Below are 17,139 nucleotides of genomic sequence, written 5' to 3' on the forward strand. Positions count from 1 at the left end.
CAATAGATGTCTCGGCGCCACAGATCAAGAGAGTGAGTAATGGGCGCACAGTGGAAGGTTAAACACAAAGAAGCGGCATCCAACGCCAAGGGCAAGATCTTCGGCAAACTGGTGAAAGAAATCACCATTGCTGCGCGTAACGGCACCGATATCTCCACTAACGCACACTTGCGTCTGGTGGTTGAACAAGCGAAAAAGGCCTCGATGCCCCGCGAAACCCTGGAACGTGCGATCAAGAAAGGCTCCGGCCAGCTCGGCGAAACCGTGCAATACCATCGCGTGACCTACGAAGGCTTCGCCCCGCATCAGGTGCCGTTGATCGTTGAATGTGTGACTGACAACATCAACCGCACCGTCGCTGAAATCCGTGTGGCATTCCGCAAAGGCCAATTGGGCGCTTCCGGTTCGGTGTCCTGGGACTTCAACCACGTCGGCATGATCGAGGCGTCCCCGGACAGCCCTGACGCCGACCCCGAAATGGCCGCCATCGAAGCCGGCGCCCAGGATTTCGAGCCGGGTGAAGAAGAGGGCACGACCCTGTTCCTGACCGAGCCTGCAGACCTGGACGCGGTGCAAAAGCCCTGCCTGAGCAAGGTTTCACCGTGTTGTCGGCCAAGTTGGGCTATCAGCCGAAGAACCCGGTCAGCGGGTTGAGCGACGAGCACATGGCTGAAGTCGAAGCCTTCCTGGAAGGCCTCGATAACCACGACGACGTGCAGGACATGTTTGTCGGGTTGGCGGGTTAAGTTTTTTCAGCAAAAGTTGTGTTGTCTGTAAAAGATCGCAGCCTTCGGCAGCTCCTACAGGGGAATGGTGAACACCTGTAGGAGCTGCCGAAGGCTGCGATCTTTTTCTTCAAGACGCCGCAACAATCTCCTGCAATGCAACGACAATCTCTGAAAACCCCGGCCGCGCCAGTACATCTGGCTGACAGCAACGCTGCTCAAGGTCCTCCAGCGTCACCTGATCCACATCGCTCAATCCCGAGTCGATGCGCGCCAGCAATTCCCCCAGCAGCACCCCGAACGCCCGCACTTCGATCCGTTGCAGCGCACGCGTTTCAAGGTTGTCGGTGGTGGCGTGGAACGATGCGCCGCCGAAGTCGCCCAGCAGACAGTCACCGTGCTCGTTCCACATAATGTTGTGGCCGTAGAGGTCGCCGTGGGTGATGCCTTGTTCGTGCAAGTGTTCAGCCGCGCAAGCGATGCCACGGGCGATGCGCAATGCCACGTCCGCGCTGAACCGAGTGTCATCGGTGTAAACGTCACGGCTGCAGGACGCCAGGCTTGGCAATGCCGCGAGGTTGCGGTAACTCGGGTCAATCAACTGCATCACCAGTCCGGCCTGGGCTTGCGGATGGTCGACAATTCGCCCTTCGATGCGGATCAGGTTGGGGTGCAGGCCTGCGGTGATGCAGGCGTTCATTTCGTGCAGCGGCGAGCCATCGCTGGTCATTTCGCCTTTGTAGAGTTTTACCGCGACCTGAGTATCCGCTTGCCCCGGTCGTTGCCAGGTAGCGCGATGAATCACCCCCGAAGCACCTTCGCCGAGTTTGTGTTCCAGGGTCAGCGCCGACCACGGGATGCTCGGTGTGGCCTCAAGGGCGGCGGCATCGGCTTCGGTTTCCAGCGGGTTACCGGCGTAGGCCAGCCAAGTCAGGGCCGGCAGGGTCAGCAGCCACTCGGGCAGTTCGGTGAAGCGGTTGGCCGAGATGCGCAACAGTTCCAGTCGATGGCATTGAACCAGGCTTTCGGGCAATTGCTGCAAGTGGTTGCCGGCGAGCATCAGTTTTTGCATGAGCGGACGTTCACCCAACTCGGTCGGCAGTTCGCTGATGCAGTTGTCGGTCAGGATCAGCCAGCGCAGCAACGGCGGCAGGGCGGCGGCCGGCACCTGTTCGATGCGGTTGGCCCTGAAGCCGATCATGCTCAGCGCGGCGCATTGGCCCAGGCAGGCCGGCAGCTCGGTGAACTGGTTGTCCGAGCAGAACAGAATCCGCAATCGGGTCAGGCGGTGCAGGTCGTCCGGCAGGCTGCTCAAGGCGTTGCCGCTGAGGTTGAGTATCTCCAGCGAATCCGCCAGGTCGAAGATTTCCGGGGAACTTGGTCAGGCCGCAGACCAGGTCCAGACGGGTGATGCCTGCCAGCTCACCGGCTCGCAATTGTGCAAGGGTATTCATGAACGGATTCGCTATTGATCTGGAAGAAGGGCGCGGGCCACATGATAACGACTTGGGACTGTACTGGCCCTGAAAAGATCGCAGCCTTCGGCAGTTCCTGCAGGTGATTGCATTTCTCCCGTAGGAGCTGCCGAAGGCTGCGATCTTTTGATCTTGACCTACGCTTCTCGCACTTCCACCAACTGCCCCAACCGACTCCGCGTGCGCGCCAGGTCAATGGCATCCCCATCCAGACTTTCCCGCAACGAACGCTGCCCCAATAGCACCAAATGCTTGTCCTGATCGTACAAAACGTCGATCAGGTTGATAAACCGTTGCTGCGCAGCGATCGAACAATCGTTCAGGTTGGGCAGTTCATCGATGACCCAGTGATCGAAACGCCGGCACAGTTCCAGGTAATCCATCACGGCGGTGGGGTGGTCGCACAGATCGCGGAAGGTAAAACCGACGGCTCGCCCCTCGCAGTACCGCGCTGGCAGATGCCGTGTTCCGACCGGCAACGCGAGGGGCAAAGCATTTTCAGGCAGGTTCAACGCCTGACGCTGGGCTGGCGTCGCCGGCCAGACGTACCGGCCCTGGGTAAACACCTGCTGGGTATGGGTTCGTGCCTGACTGCGGTAGTCATGAGGACCGCCGACTTCCATGACTTGCATGCGCGTGTTGATCAGGTCGATCACCGGCTTGAAACGCGCGTGGTAGAGCGGGTTCGGCAGCAAGCCTTCGGGTGGGTAGTTGGAGGTCACCAGCAGCAGGACGCCGCGGCGCAGCAACGCCTTGAACAGCCGGATGATGAGCATCGCATCGCCGATGTCGTGGACGTGAAACTCGTCGAAACACAACACCCGACAATCCTGCAGTAGCTCATCAAGGGTGTTCGCCAAGGCATCGGGTTGGTCATGATGGCTGAACATGCCCTGATGCAGCTGCGCGAAAAACTCATGAAAGTGCAGGCGCTGTTTTTGCGCGAGGGGGATGGCCTGGAAAAACCGTCCAGTAGCCAGCTTTTACCGCGACCGACAGCACCGTGCAGATACAGGCCGGGCAGGTTTTTCGCCGAGCTACCCAGCAATGTCGTCGCATGCCGGGCCATGCAGTCGATCACCCGTTGCTGGCTGTGGCTGAGGGTGTAGCCCTGAGCGAGCGCCTTATGGTGAAAGTAGTCGTGGATGACTCGATGGTTGGCGTTCCCGCTGGCAGGCGACGCAATGGCTTTGCCGAGCAAACGGCGCAGCGCGGGCCAGCGTGGTGTGAGTCGCGAACGGATTGGCGGTAGAACGGCCACGATAATATCACCCCGGGATCTTCAGGCCGGCTCACCGAGCTGCGGCGGCGTAGTGTAACCAAACGGGGAATCGCCCTACCACTCGTGTTGACATAGCCATTGCATAGTTAGACAAAAAACTGCGGTTTGTACAGCTGGTTTCCCGCTGGTGCATCAGCGGTTTTCCAACAATTCGATACAACCCCCCTCCGCGCTGAGGGACCCGGCGGGCCGTATGACTGGCGAATTCCCGTTGCGTTGCTAACCTGATTTTCAGAAGTCACCCTCGCAAGGAATGAGGCCGTGAATGGAATTCGGGTATTGGCAACCTTGAGCATGATGCTTGGCACGCAAGCGCTGGCCGCAGAACTCCAGGTGGAGGTGCGCGTCGACGTGCAGCGTGGCTGTCAGTTGGTGGGGCAGCAACGCAGTGCGGGCGTCGAGCAACTGGGCGTGTTGGACTTCGGCAGCACCGCGCGGCTGGATGACCCGGCCGGACCGTTGGGCGCGGCGTTGATGAATGAGCACCTGCCGCGTCTGGAATGCAACCCCGACACGCCTTATCAATTACGCGTCGATGGCGGCCAGCACGGCGGCGTCGGCGATGTGCGTTACATGGCGGGTTCCGCCGAACACGGCAAACCTATCCCTTATCGGCTCTACCAGGACCCCGCGCGACTGATCCCGCTGGCGGTGAACGTCCCGATAAGCGGCCGCGTGCCGGATACCGGTTCCGTGGCTTTACCTTTGTACGCCCGTATCGACCGGCTGGCGGAGATTCCCCGTGTCAGCCGTTATTCAGACCTGGTAAAGGTGACTGTCACCTGGTAACAGCTGTGCAACTTGCCCCCGAAGGAATCGGGTGGCGCAGGGAAGGGGGCATTCCTCGTTGAACGTCCGGGTTTTGGCGTCCTGAGGGAGTTGGGATTGGCACGATGACAAACAAGCACTGGATGGTTATCGCCGTGGGCGTACTGTTTTTTCTCGTCGAGGATGCCCAAGCGGCGATCAGCGGGCAGATCCACGCACGGCTGGTTATCATCGCCGGTTGCGAAGTGACCAATGGCGCCAGCCCAGGCAGCCCGGTCAGCGATTTCGGCAGCCTGGATTTCGGCCAGCAAGGCCCGACCTGGACCCACCCGATCAAGGCCAGCCTCAGCGACGATGCCAGCGGCAAATTGAATGTCGCCTGCAACCCTTCGGTCACCGGGTTCACCGTCACCATCGACGGCGGCGCCCATGGTGACGGTACGACCCGGCGGCTGAGCAACGGCAGCCAGACCCTCCCTTATCAATTGTTCCTCGATGCCTCGGGCAGTCAGAGCTACAGCATCGGCCAACAACACAATTTCGCTGTGACCAGCGCTGCGCGGATACCGATCCCGGTATTTGGCTCGGTGGTGGCGAATACCCGCGCGGTTCCGGCCGGTGTCTACACCGACACCCTGACGGTGACGCTCGATTGGTAAACCCGTAGAGGACGGACGCCATGCACATGTTTGTATCAAGGATAGGTTTGTCATTGTTCAGCCTGGCGCTGGTGTCCAGCGCTCAGGCCGCGACCACCGTCACCGGGCAGATCAGTTCCACGCTGATCCTGACCAGCAGTTGCCTGGTCAACGGCACGGCGGGCAGCACGGGACTTAATTTCGGTACCGTGAACTTCGGCACCACCACCAGTTTGTTCACCGAAGCGGACGGCCAGGTGCTGGGCGGTGGTGGCGGAGCGCTGTCGGTTCAGTGCTCCAGTGGTACCTCGCCAACCATCACCGTCGGCGCGGGAAGCCATGACGCTCAGTCCACGGGTGGCAGCCGAGCGTTATACGACGGCGTCGCCAATTACGTGCCCTACGACTTCTACACCGATGCCGCTCACTCGCAACTTCTGGCCATCAACGGTGTGATCAACCTTGCAGCCAGTACCGGCCAGACGCAGGCGGTGAACATCTATGGCAAAGCCGTGGGCAAGGCGGGACTGCCGGCCGGCACCTACACCGATACCGTTGCTGTCCAACTGACCTTTTAGTGCGATGGCTCGCCATGGCTGTGCCGCGCTGCTCCTGCTCTGTGCGGGCAGTGTGCCGTTGCCGCTGGCGGCGGTGACCAGCCAGAGTTTCCAGGTCAGTGCCACGGTGACCGCCGGTTGCCTGGTGGTGGGCGGGCTGTCGGACTACGGCAGCCTCAACTTCGGCAGCCAGTCGGCCCTGGCCACCAGCACGGTGCAGGTGGCGTTGACCGGTGGCGTGCAGTTGCAATGCACGCCGGGGGTGACGCTGAACATGACGGTCGATGGCGGTCAGTACAACAGCAGCGGGCGGCACATGCAGCTCACCACCGGCAGCAACCGGGTGGCGTATTCGCTGTTTCGCGATGCGGCATTCAGCCAGAGCCTGGGGGTCGGCCAGAGCGTGCCGGTGGCCTACAGCGATGCGAACAACATCAGCCTGCCGATTTACGGTCAGGTGCAGTTGCCGGGCAATCAGCCTGGGGGGACGTACAGCGATGTGCTGCAGGTGCAGCTGTCGTGGTAATGCGGCGTTTTGAAAAGGAGCAGCACATGTGGTCACAGGTCTTGCGCTGTACGGGGCTGGCAATGGTGTTACTCGGGGCTGCCAAGGCACAGGCCGCCAGTTCGGTGTTGATCTGGCCGATTGATCCGGTGCTGGAGGCCGATCAACAGGCCAGTGCCTTGTGGCTGGAAAACCGTGGCAGCGAGACTGCAAACCTGCAAATCCGGGTGTTCGCCTGGAGCCAGAGTGGTTTCAACGACCAGTATCAGAATCAGCGCGATGTGATCGGCAGCCCGCCGGTGGCGAAGATCGAACCGGGCCAGAAACAATTGGTGCGCCTGACCCGCACCCGGAAATTCCACCGGGGCAGGAGCTGGCTTACCGCATCATCATCGACGAAATTCCCTCGGCCAAACCGCCGGCTGCTGAAGATGGCAAGACTGCGGCGGCGATCCGGTTCCAGATGCGTTATTCGGTGCCGCTGTTTGCCTACGGTGCCGGGTTGTGGAGCAAGGAAGACACCACCCGCCAGCGTGATCCCAAAGGCATCGGCTTGCCGGACCTGAGCTGGCGCACGGTGGCGGTGGACGGTCGCTCGTACGTGGAGGTGCGCAACCAGGGCGCGGTACATGCGCGATTGACCGATGTCGCGCTCAAGCAGGGCGGCCAGACCAAACCGCTGGTGGAAGGTTTGCTCGGTTATGTGTTGCCTGGCGCAATCATGCGCTGGCCCGCGCCGGGGCCGATGGCCGGCGAGCCGGCGCTGCAGGTGCGGGTGAACGGCGCGGCGCAGGTGCAGAGCATTTCCCCGTTACGGTGATCACCTGTAGGAGCAAGGCTTGCCCGCGATGGCGTCCTTGAAATCGCCATCGCGAGCAAGCTTGCTCCTACAAAAAAGGCTGCGGAGGAACCTGTCCATTGACGGACATAAAGCGCGAATGAGCCAGGGTTGGGCTCGCAGTTTCCAGTGTCCGTTGTGGGCGGCGACCTGCGCGTGTTGGCTGATGATCATCCCTCGAGCCGAGGCCGGCGACTTGCCGCCTCCGCCCAGCGGCATGGAGGCCGTGGCCGATGCACAGTTGTTTCTGGAGTTGGTGGTCAATCAGATGAATACCGGTCGAGTCGTGGCGGTGGATCAGCGGGGCGGGCGATTCTTTCTGCCAGCCACGGCGCTGCGCGACAGTGGCATGAAACTGCCGGAAAACATCAGCGCCGACGTTGACCTCGACAGCTTGCCGGGCCTGCGCAGCGAGTACGACAGTATTGGTCAAAGGCTACTGCTCAGCGTTCCGCCGGACTGGCTGCCGGAGCAATTCGTCGGCAACCGCCAAGCCTACCCGCGCACCCCGGCACTCAGCAGTTTCGGGACTTTGCTCAACTATGACCTGTACCTCAACGACACCGATGATGCCGGCACCTACCTCGCGGCATGGAACGAAGTGCGGCTATTCGACAGTTGGGGCACGCTGTCCAACACCGGGCAATATCGTCGCACCTTGTCGGGGGCGGCGCTCAGCACGTTGAACAATGGCTATCTGCGCTATGACACTACTTGGCGTTATTCCGATGACGAGCGACTGCTGACGTATGAGGCCGGGGACCTGGTCAGCGGTGCCTTGCCCTGGAGCAGTTCGGTGCGCCTCGGCGGGGTGCAGTTATCCCGCGACTTCGGTGTGCGCCCGGACCTGGTGACCTACCCGTTGCCGCAGTTTGCCGGTGAAGCTGCGGTGCCGTCCTCGGTGGACTTGTTCATCAACGGCTACAAATCCAGCAGCGCCGACCTGCAACCGGGGCCGTACACCCTGACCAATATTCCGTTCATCAACGGCGCCGGCGAAGCGGTGGTCGTCACCACCGATGCCTTGGGTCGGCAGGTCTCGACCACGGTGCCGTTCTACGTCACCAGCAGTTTGCTGCAAAAGGGCTTGAGCGATTTTTCGGTGGCCACCGGGACCTTGCGCCGGGACTATGGACTTCGGGATTTCGGCTACGGGCCCGGCGTCACGTCCGGCAGTTTGCGTTACGGCCTGAGCGACAACTTCACCCTCGAAAGCCACGCCGAAGCCTCGGACTCCCTGACCCTTGGCGGCTTGGGCGGCAACCTGCGCCTGGGTAATTTCGGCGTTCTCAATACCGCGCTCAGCCAAAGCCGGTTCGACGGCGAAAGTGGCCAGCAGCTGAGCCTCGGCTATCAGTACAGCAGCCAGCGCTACAGCTTCTCGTATCAACGACTGCAACGGCGCGACCAATATGCCGACCTGACGGTGGTCGACAGTGCTTACACGACTTTGAGCAAACGAAGCGAACAGGCAACCCTGAGCCTTAACCTTGATGCCTGGGGTAGCCTCGGCGTCGGTTATTTCGACGTGCGTGCGGCGGACGAGTCGCGCACCCGATTGCTCAACCTGACCTGGAGCAAACCGCTGTGGCGCGATACCAGTTTCTATCTGTCGGGCAACCGCGAAATCGGTGACAGCAACTGGGCGGTGCAGGCGCAACTGGTGATTCCTTTCGATCTGCACGGTAGCCTGGCCATCAGCAGCGAACGCAGCAAGACCGGGCAAACCCAGCAGCGAGTCAACTATAGCCGTGCCGTGCCCACCGAAGGCGGGGTGGGTTTCAACCTCGGTTACGCTCAGGGCGACGGGCCGGCTTATCGTCAGGCCGACCTGACCTGGCGCCTGCAATCGGTGCAATTGCAAGCCGGTGTCTACGGCACCAGCGATGCCCAAACCCGTTGGGCCGATGCCAGTGGCTCATTGGTCTGGATGGACCGCCAGTTGTTTGCGGCCAACCGGATCGACGATGCGTTTGTGGTGGTCAGCACCGACGGTTATGCGGACATTCCGGTGCGCTACGAAAACCAGTTGGTTGGCCAGACCGACCGCAACGGCCACCTGCTGGTCCCCTGGAGCAGTGCCTATTACCGCGGCAAATACGAAATCGACCCGCTGAACCTGCCGGCCAACGTGCGCAGCCCCAACGTCGAACAGCGAATCGCGGTGCGCCGTGGCAGCGGTTACCTGTTGGAGTTTGCGTTGAGTCGGATAGTCGCCGCAAGCATCGTGCTGGTGGATGCACGGCAGCGGGAATTGCCCCTGGGCAGCGGCGTCGTGCATGAGCAGAGCGGCACGCAAACCGTGGTTGGATGGGATGGACTGGTGTACCTGGAAAACCTTCAGGCGCACAACAGTCTGCGGGTGACCCTGGCCGACGGGAAGACCTGTCAGGTGCAGTTTGCCGTGGACATGAAACAGGATCAGATCCCGCTGATCGGGCCGTTGGTGTGCGAATGAAGTGCCTGGCACTGCTGGCGTTATGGCTGCCGGGGTCGGCCTGGGCGTTGTGCTCGGTGGTCAGCACCTTGCCCGTAGCGTTTGGCTCGTTGAGTTCGATTGCGGTGCGCACCACGTCGCAGTCCAGTTCCACCACCAATGCGGGGTTGAGTTGCACCGGCTCGTTGCTTTCATTGTTATCCAGTACCGACCATTTCTATGCCACGGTCACCTCCACGCAAACCGGGCTGCTCGGCCCGACGGGCGACATCATTGGCTACACGCTGTACGGCAACAACTCCACCAGTTACCCGCTGACCCGCGGTGTGGCGTTCGACTTCGCCCGTAACGGCATCATCGATGCGCTGGGATTGCTCGGCAGCGTGGTGCCGAAAACCGTGCCGATTTATCTGGGGACGACCATCGGCAGTAACGTCGCGGCAGGGATCTACAGCGAAACCCTGAGCATTGCCTGGAGCTGGAATTACTGCTCCGGCCTCGGCATTGGCAGCTTGTGCCTGGGGCGCGACATCGGCAGCGGCAACACCACCCTGACGGTCAACCTGACCGTGGCCAACGACTGTACGATCACCGCGCCGAACATCAGCTTCGGCAGCGCCCCGGTGATCAGCGCGTTCAGCGCCGTTACCGGCCAGACCATCAACCTCGCCTGCACCAAGGGCAGTGCCTACACCGTTGGCCTGAGCGATGGTCAGCAGGCGATCAGCGTCGGTGGGCGGCGGCGGATGATTTCCGGCAGTAATTACCTGGCCTACGACATCTTCAAAAGTACCGGGACCACCCGTTGGGGCAGCGTCGGCACTGCGCGCCGGGCCAGTTCCGATGCCGAGGTCAACCCCGGCAACGGTTTGGGCACGGGGAGTCAGGTCTTCAATTACAACGCCAAAATCTACACCGACCAGACCACCCCGCCAGCCGGGACTTACCTCGACAGCGTGGTGCTCGACGTAGGTTTCTAGCCGTGCACAAAACCCTGTAGGAGCTGCCGAAGGCTGCGATCTTTTGACTTTGATCTTCAACAATGCCAACTGCGCAGAAGATCAAGATCAAAAGATCGCAGCCTTCGGCAGCTCCTACACGGATTGTGCAAAGCCATGGGGTTGTGGGTGCTGCCTACTAGCGTTCGATACTCCGATTCCACCGCGCATTCCACGCCGGGCGCTGTTCATTCACCTGGTCCCAATCAATCGCAATCGCGGTCTCCAGGTACTGCTTCATCGCCTCAACCTGACCCCGCGTCTTATCCGTGGTCGGGGTGTTGGGGTTGGACGGGATCTGGTCGCCATCCTCCAGCGCAGCCGCTTGCGCGTCAGGCGTCAGCAGAAACGCCGCGAGTTTCTGCGCCAATTCCGGCTGAGTGTTGTTGGCGATCGCACATTCGGCGACGTTCAGCACCACGGCGCCTTCCCTGGGTTGCGCATATTCCACCGGCATGCCCTTGAGTTTCAGCGCCGTGACCTGGGTTGGCGTCAACGGGAACAGCGCCGCTTCATCGGTTTGCAGCATCTCGGAAATCTTCGCCGAGCTCGGGATGTACTCCAGCACGTTGCGCCCCACGCTGTTCGGCCAGGCCTTGAAGCCCGGTTCGACGTCGGTTTCGCTGCCGCCCTGAATCCGGTTGAACATCAGGAAACCATGGAGGCCGAAGGTCGAGGAGGCCATCGACTGGAACACCACTTTGTCCTTGAAGCGCGGATCAGCCATGTCCATCCACGAGGTCGGCGCGGCCCAGCCTTTTTCCTTGAACAACCGCGTGTTGTAGGCCAGTCCGGTGACCCCGAGGCTGACGGCGACGGCCTGCTCCTTGATGCGGCCCTTGGCCGGAATCTGCGCCAGGGTCGGGTTGTCTTCGAGTTTGTCGCACAAGCCCATGGAGATGGCGCGGTACATGATGCCGTCGTCGAGGAACATCACGTGCATCTGCGGATTGCCCTTGCTGGCCTGGACCTTGGCCAGGATGTCGGCGGAAGTTCCCGGCACAATCACCACTTTGACGTTGTTGGCTTTCTCGAAAACCGGCAGCACCTTGTCGGCGTAAAGCCGTTCCATGGTCCCGCCGTTCATGCCCAGGTAAAGCGTTGGTTCGGCCTGGGCCTGAGTGACCGTGAGCAGAGCGCTCATGCAGGAGAAACCGAGCAGTGCAGTGCGTTTGAGGTTATTCATTGGCGCGACCTTCCTCTATCAAGCAACGGAGATGGAGTGAAACCGGGTGATGGAAAACGCATCCAGCGACGTCTTGGCGGCGCCGCTGCAGATGATCTCGGTGAGCGCCTGGCCCACCGCCGGGCCGATCTGGAAGCCGGCGCCGGCAAAGCCAAACCCGTGTAACAGACCGGGCTGGGTACCGCTGTGCCCGATCACCGGTTGGCGATCAGGCAGATAACCCTCGGTGCCGCTCCAGGTGCGAATCGCCTGGGCGCCTTCAAGAAACGGATAGAGCTCGACTGCCTGGCGGAGAATTTCGAGCACCGCGTTCTGGCCGGGGCGGGCGCGGGCGTCGTCGAGGGCGAAACCCTGGCCACCGCCCAGCACACAGTTACCGCGGGTGACCTGGCGGGCATAGATGCCACCGCCCTCGACCCCGGTGCTGGCGTTCATCACCAGCGGCAACGGTTCGGTGACCAGCATCGCCGGGTGCCCGGCATGCATCGGTACCGCTTCGCCAAACTGTGCCGCGAGGGCGCCGGCCCAGGCCCCGGCGCAATTCAACAGCCACGGCGCGCGAAGTTCGAGGCCGGTTTGAGTGCTGACTCGAAAGTGCTGGCCGTCGTGATCCACTTGGGTGACTGCACATTGCTCATGGATTTGCGCGCCATGTCGACGCGCGGTCTGGGCAAACGCCGGGGACACCAGTCGCGGGTTGGCGTGGCCGTCGTCGGGGCAAAACGACGCGCCGACCGCTACATCACCGACCCAAGGGAAACGGGCGCGTAACTGATCCTGGTCGAGGATCTGCAAGTCGAGGCCGAAGCCCTGGCTGCTGGTGGCATAGTCCTGCAAGGCGCGCAAATCGTTGAAGCTGCGTGCCAGTTTCAGGTGACCGCTGCGTTGGTACTCACCGTCGATGCCAAGCAACTGCGGCAGTTGTGCCCAGATTTCGTGAGCCTGTTGCGACAGCGGCAGTTGCGACAACGGTCGGCCTTGACGGCGTACGCCTCCGTAGTTCACGCCACTGGAGTGGGAGCCGCAAAAGTCCCGTTCCAGCAACGCCACGCGACGGCCGGCCTTGCTCAGAAACAGCGCGGCCGAGGCGCCGACAATGCCGCCGCCAATGATGATCGCATCGACTTCGATCATGGCTCGACCTCCAGGCCAAACGGCAGCGGTTTGATTGGTGACTGAGCCCGTAGTCGACCGATGTCCGACACGGGGCGCTGGCTTTCGCAGGCAATGATTTCTGCTGCCGCCGCGCCGCACATCCGGCCTTGGCAGCGCCCCATGCCGACCCGGCAATGGGCCTTGACCCGGTTGATCTCCCAATGTCCTTCGCGCACTACCTGACGGATATTGCCGGCCAGCACCTCTTCGCAGCGGCAGACGATCAGGTCGTCGGGGGTGTTGGCGGCCCAGTCCTCGGGAAAGGCGAAGGCTTGCTCCAGCCCATTGCGGAACGTACCGATCCGTTTCAGTGATTGCTCAAGGGCGGCGGGGCGCTCTGTCGGGATCAGGTCGCCGATATCTTCGAGCAGGGCCAGTGCTGCGCGTTCGCCTGCCATTTCGGCGGCATCGGCGCCCATGATTCCAGCGCCGTCACCGGCCAGGTACACCTGCGCGACACTGCTGCGCCCGGCGTTATCACGTTGCGGCAGCCAGGCGCGGTTGAGCGGGTTCCAGGCGAATTCACAGCCGAGCAGGTCGGCGAGCTGGGTTTCGCTGCGCAGGCCGTGGGCGAAGGCGACGGCGTCGCAATTGATTTGTTGTGAGCCTTTGGCGTTACGCCAATTCAGCGATTGTACGCGCTGTTCGCCGTTGACCCGAAGAAGGCTGGCGCCCTGATGTACCGGGATGCCGTGGGCGGTCAGCCAACTGCGGTAATAAATGCCTTTGGCCAGGGTTGTCGGTTGCGACAGCAGGCCGGGCAGGGCGCGGACCTGGGCGCTGAAAGGCGAGCTGTCGAGCACCGCCATCACCTTCGCGCCGGCCTTGGCGTACTGATAGGCCACCAGGTACAGCAAGGGTCCGCTGCCGGCGAACACCACCCGTTCTCCGATGGAGCAGCCTTGGAACTTCAGCGCAATCTGCGCCGCGCCGAGGCTATAAACCCCCGGCAAGGTCCAGCCCTCTACCGGCAAAATCCGGTCAGTGGCGCCGGTGGCGACAATCACCCGGGAGAATGCCAGTCGCGTGGCGCGGCCATCCTGCAAAGTGTCGAGAGCGCCGGCCTCGGCGTTCCACACCAGGGTTTCAGGGCGGTAGTCGAGCTGTTCGCGAAGTTCGTCGAGGGTCTGATGAATCGCGCTGGCCTTGCGCGCTTCGAAGCCATAAAGCTTGACTGCCGAGCGCTTGAAATTCGCCGGCTGACGCCGATAAACCTGCCCGCCACCGCGTGCGGCTTCGTCCAGCAGGATAGGGCGCACGCCATGCGCCACCAGGGTTTGCGCTGCACGAATCCCGGCGGGGCCGGCTCCAACGATGATCACGGGATTCATATCGATCCCTCGATGTTCAAGATCAAAAGATCGCAGGCTTCGCACGTACGGCGTAGGAGCTGCCGAAGGCTGCGATCTTTTGTGCGCACCGAATAAATGACGCTCATACGCTGCGCCCCGGTTCGCGGCTGATCTGTTGGCCGGCTTCGAGCAGCGTCGAGCAGGCGCGCACCCGGCGACCATCGCCGAGGCGAACCCAGCAATCCTGGCACGCGCCCATCAGGCAGAAACCGGCGCGAGGTTGGGCACTGAAGTCACTGCCGCGCAGGTGTTCGCTGCAGGTCAACACGGCGGTCAGCACGGTATCGCCGAGCAGGCCGCTGGCAGGTTGGCCGTCGAGGGTAAAGTCCAGGGCCGGGCGGTCGCCTTCGGCCAGTCGTTTCAGCAGAGCCATGGCGCCCTCATTGTTTGCCCACCAGAACCCGATCCAGGCCATAGACCCGATCGAGCAAAATCATCGTCAAGGCGGTCAGGCCAATCACCAGTGCCGACACCGCCGCCATCATCGGATCAATGGATTCGGTGGCGTACACGTACATCCGCACCGGCAAGGTTTGCGTGGCCGGCGAAGTCACGAAAATCGACAACGTGACCTCATCGAAACTGTTGATAAACGCCAACAGCCAGCCACCCGCCACACCGGGCAGAATCATCGGCAAGGTGATTTGCCTGAACAGTGTGAAACGCCCGGCACCCAGCGATTGCGCGGCATGTTCGGCGCTGCGATCCAGACCGATCGCCGACGCCAGCACCAGCCGCAGCACATACGGCGTGATCACCAGCACATGGGCGAAGATCAGCCAGCCGAAGCTGCCATTCACGCCCATCAGCGCAAACAGACGCAGCAATGCCACGCCTAAGACCAAGTGCGGAATGATGATCGGCGACAGGAACAATCCATTGAAAAAGCCGCGTCCGGGAAACTCGAATCGGGTGATGGCCAGCGCCGCCGGCACCGCAATCAGTGTCGCCAATGTTGCAGCGCAGAACGCCAGGATCAGGCTGTTGTAGAACGCATCGACAAAGTCGGCGCGCTCGAATACCGCACGAAACCAACGCAGTGAAAAGTGTGTAGTCGGCAGGCTCAGGGTGTTTTCCGGGGTAAAGGCCACCAGGCACACCACCACCAGCGGCGCGAGCATGAACAGCACCACCAGGGTATGAAACAGCAGGGCGAAAGGACCGTTTTTGGACATGACGAGTTATCCCAATGACTTCTTGTAGCGGCCTTCGATCATCCGGTTCCACGACAGCATGATCAGCAGGTTGAGCAACAGCAGGGCCACGGCAATCGCCGCGCCCATCGGCCAGTTCAGCTCCGACAGGTACTGGTCGTAGATCAGCGTCGCGACCATTTTCAATCGACGGCCACCGAGCAATCCGGGAATGGCAAAGGAGCTGGCGGCGAGGCCGAACACGATCAAGGTGCCGGACAAGACGCCGGGCATGATTTGCGGCACCAGCACTTTGCGCATCACCGTGAGGTGGCTGGCACCGAGGGACAGCGCAGCCTGTTCGGCCGCCGGGTCGAGTTTCTGCAGCGAGGTCCAGACCGGAATGATCATGAACGGCAGCATCACGTGGACCAGCGCAATCACCACCGCGAACGGCGTGTAGAGCAACTTCATCGGTGAGCCGCCGAAGGCCTGCAGGGTCTGGTTGACCAGGCCTTCGGCACCGAGCAAGAGGCTCCAGCCAAAGGCGCGCACCACCACCGAAATCAACAGCGGCGTGAGGATCAGGATCAGGAAAATCGAGCGCCACGGTGCGCCCATGCGACTGAGGATGTAGGCCTCGGGCACGCCGATCACCACGCAGAGCAGGGTGGTCAGGGCGCTGATCCAGAACGTGCGCAGAAAGATCTCGTAGAAGTACGGATCGCCCAGCAGGCTGCTGTAGTGGTCGAGGGTGTAAGCGTTGCTGTTGATCCCCGAGCTGTAGTCGAACACGTTGAACGACAGCACCAGCGTCAGCATTAAAGGAATGACCAGCAGGCCCAGGTACAACGCCAGCGCCGGAGCCGACAATAAATACCCTTGGCGTCCCTGGCGGACGGAGGCGAGCAGACTCATGCGCACACCTCGTCGACACTCAGCACCCGCAGCAGCGCCGCGTCCCAGTCCAGGCCCACCGCCGTGCCTTCGGCCAGCGGTGCCGAGCCGTCGTTGCGGCGCACCACGCTGAGTTCGCCAAAGGGCGTCGAAACGCCGTACAACCATTGGCTGCCGAGGAAGAAGCGACTGACGATGTTGCCTTGCAAACGGCCGTGATCTTTTTCCCGTAGATCGATTTTTTCCGGGCGCAGGCTCAGAGTCAGGTCGCCGCCGCTGTGCACCTGAACCACACCCGCATCATCACGCTCGCCGGGCAGCAGATTGGCCTTGCCGACGAACCCGGAAATGAACTCGGTACGCGGGTGTTCATAAAGGGTGTAGGGCGCGTCGATCTGGGTGATGCGCCCGGCCTGCATCACGACTACTCGATCACTGATGGACAGCGCTTCGCACTGGTCGTGGGTGACCATCAGCGTGGTGATCCCGACTTCACGCTGGATGCGGCGAATCTCGAACTGCATCTCTTCGCGCAGGTTGGCGTCGAGGTTGGACAACGGCTCGTCGAGCAGCAGCACTGGCGGCTCGATCACCAAGGCCCGGGCCAATGCGACTCGCTGACGCTGACCCCCCGACAATTCCCGGGGATAGCGTTCGGCGTGCTGGTCGAGGCGCACCAGTTTCAGCACCCGAGCCACCCGTTGCTGCAACTCGGTGTTGGGCACTTTGCGCATCCGCAGGCCGAAGGCGACGTTGTCTTGCACGCTCATGTGCGGGAACAACGCGTAACTCTGGAACACTACGCCCAGGCCACGGCTGGCGGGTTTGGCGTGGGTGATGTCGCGACCGTCCAGCACGATGCGCCCGCTGCTGACCTCGACGAAGCCGGCGATCATTTGCAATGTGGTGGTTTTGCCGCAACCGGAAGGGCCGAGCAGGGAGACGAACTCGCCTTTCTCCACCGAGAGGTTGGTGGCGACGACTGCGTCGATTACGCCGTAGCGTTTACCGAGGTTTTCAAGTTGCACGAATGCCATAGCTGCGCTCCACCTGAGATTGTTATGCGCGGCCTGAAGTCGCGCTTTTTTGTATGGGCAGATACGAAAAGATGCTGCGGGGTGCGTTGGCGCTCGACTTGGGTCGGCTGCCGCTGTTGTTCGAATCGCCCCTGTATGGACGCAGAGTAGGACGAA

The 17,139-nt window shown here is 61.8% G+C and carries 13 protein-coding genes and 4 pseudogenes; 8 read left to right on the forward strand and 9 right to left on the reverse strand.

The genetic code is table 11. The features are described 5' to 3' along the window. Positions 1 to 39: 39 nt before the first annotated feature. Positions 40 to 746, forward strand: a pseudogene (locus tag JFV26_RS28770) (YebC/PmpR family DNA-binding transcriptional regulator). A gap of 109 nt (positions 747 to 855) precedes the next feature. Here the strand turns inward: JFV26_RS28770 and JFV26_RS28775 are convergent. Together JFV26_RS28775 and zapE are read right to left on the reverse strand one after the other, a co-directional pair. After that, a pseudogene (locus tag JFV26_RS28775) lies at positions 856 to 2,179 on the reverse strand (leucine-rich repeat-containing protein kinase family protein). Positions 2,180 to 2,337: 158 nt separating this feature from the next. Next, a pseudogene (gene zapE, locus JFV26_RS28780) lies at positions 2,338 to 3,461 on the reverse strand (cell division protein ZapE). A gap of 315 nt (positions 3,462 to 3,776) precedes the next feature. Between zapE and JFV26_RS28785 the strand changes: the two are divergent. The 7 genes and pseudogenes from JFV26_RS28785 to JFV26_RS28815 all read left to right on the forward strand — a co-directional run bounded on the left by JFV26_RS28785 (position 3,777) and on the right by JFV26_RS28815 (position 10,205). After that, positions 3,777 to 4,271, forward strand: coding sequence for a Csu type fimbrial protein (locus JFV26_RS28785; protein WP_207204080.1), 495 nt, complete (start codon positions 3,777 to 3,779; stop codon positions 4,269 to 4,271). 104 nt (positions 4,272 to 4,375) lie between these two features. Then, positions 4,376 to 4,909 (forward strand): Csu type fimbrial protein, encoded by a 534-nt coding sequence (locus JFV26_RS28790; protein ID WP_201197071.1) that lies wholly within the window; start codon positions 4,376 to 4,378, stop codon positions 4,907 to 4,909. A 20-nt stretch (positions 4,910 to 4,929) separates the two neighbouring features. Continuing rightward, complete coding sequence (locus tag JFV26_RS28795) at positions 4,930 to 5,466, forward strand: Csu type fimbrial protein (protein ID WP_201197072.1); 537 nt, start codon at positions 4,930 to 4,932, stop codon at positions 5,464 to 5,466. A 4-nt stretch (positions 5,467 to 5,470) separates the two neighbouring features. Further along, positions 5,471 to 5,971, forward strand: coding sequence for a Csu type fimbrial protein (locus tag JFV26_RS28800; protein ID WP_201197073.1), 501 nt, complete (start codon positions 5,471 to 5,473; stop codon positions 5,969 to 5,971). Between the two features lie 26 nt (positions 5,972 to 5,997). Then, positions 5,998 to 6,770, forward strand: a pseudogene (locus tag JFV26_RS28805) (fimbrial biogenesis chaperone). Positions 6,771 to 6,888: 118 nt separating this feature from the next. Beyond that, positions 6,889 to 9,246, forward strand: coding sequence for a fimbria/pilus outer membrane usher protein (locus JFV26_RS28810; protein WP_201197074.1), 2,358 nt, complete (start codon positions 6,889 to 6,891; stop codon positions 9,244 to 9,246). Continuing rightward, positions 9,243 to 10,205: a Csu type fimbrial protein gene (locus tag JFV26_RS28815; protein ID WP_201197075.1), complete on the forward strand. Its 963-nt coding sequence runs from the start codon at positions 9,243 to 9,245 to the stop codon at positions 10,203 to 10,205. The genes JFV26_RS28810 and JFV26_RS28815 overlap by 4 nt, the downstream gene beginning before the upstream one ends. 157 nt (positions 10,206 to 10,362) lie before the next feature. Here the strand turns inward: JFV26_RS28815 and JFV26_RS28820 are convergent, their stop codons facing one another. The 7 genes from JFV26_RS28820 to JFV26_RS28850 form a co-directional block, all read right to left on the reverse strand. Then, positions 10,363 to 11,409: an ABC transporter substrate-binding protein gene (locus tag JFV26_RS28820; RefSeq protein ID WP_201197076.1), complete on the reverse strand. Its 1,047-nt coding sequence runs from the start codon at positions 11,407 to 11,409 to the stop codon at positions 10,363 to 10,365. 18 nt (positions 11,410 to 11,427) lie between these two features. After that, entirely contained in the window at positions 11,428 to 12,543 is a 1,116-nt protein-coding gene (locus tag JFV26_RS28825; protein WP_201197077.1) for an NAD(P)/FAD-dependent oxidoreductase, read from the reverse strand. Continuing rightward, positions 12,540 to 13,895: an FAD/NAD(P)-dependent oxidoreductase gene (locus tag JFV26_RS28830; RefSeq protein ID WP_201197078.1), complete on the reverse strand. Its 1,356-nt coding sequence runs from the start codon at positions 13,893 to 13,895 to the stop codon at positions 12,540 to 12,542. The genes JFV26_RS28825 and JFV26_RS28830 overlap by 4 nt, the downstream gene beginning before the upstream one ends. Positions 13,896 to 13,998: 103 nt before the next feature. Then, positions 13,999 to 14,289, reverse strand: coding sequence for a (2Fe-2S)-binding protein (locus tag JFV26_RS28835; protein ID WP_201197079.1), 291 nt, complete (start codon positions 14,287 to 14,289; stop codon positions 13,999 to 14,001). 7 nt (positions 14,290 to 14,296) lie between these two features. Next, entirely contained in the window at positions 14,297 to 15,091 is a 795-nt protein-coding gene (locus JFV26_RS28840) for an ABC transporter permease (protein WP_201197080.1), read from the reverse strand. Between the two features lie 6 nt (positions 15,092 to 15,097). Continuing rightward, positions 15,098 to 15,967, reverse strand: coding sequence for an ABC transporter permease (locus JFV26_RS28845; protein ID WP_201197081.1), 870 nt, complete (start codon positions 15,965 to 15,967; stop codon positions 15,098 to 15,100). Continuing rightward, positions 15,964 to 16,983 carry an ABC transporter ATP-binding protein gene (locus JFV26_RS28850; protein WP_201197082.1) on the reverse strand — a complete coding sequence of 340 codons (1,020 nt, stop codon included), beginning with the start codon at positions 16,981 to 16,983 and terminating at the stop codon, positions 15,964 to 15,966. The genes JFV26_RS28845 and JFV26_RS28850 overlap by 4 nt, the downstream gene beginning before the upstream one ends. Between the last annotated feature and the right edge of the window lie 156 nt (positions 16,984 to 17,139).

This window comes from Pseudomonas sp. TH31, assembly GCF_016650815.1.
Taxonomy (GTDB): Bacteria; Pseudomonadota; Gammaproteobacteria; order Pseudomonadales; family Pseudomonadaceae; genus Aquipseudomonas.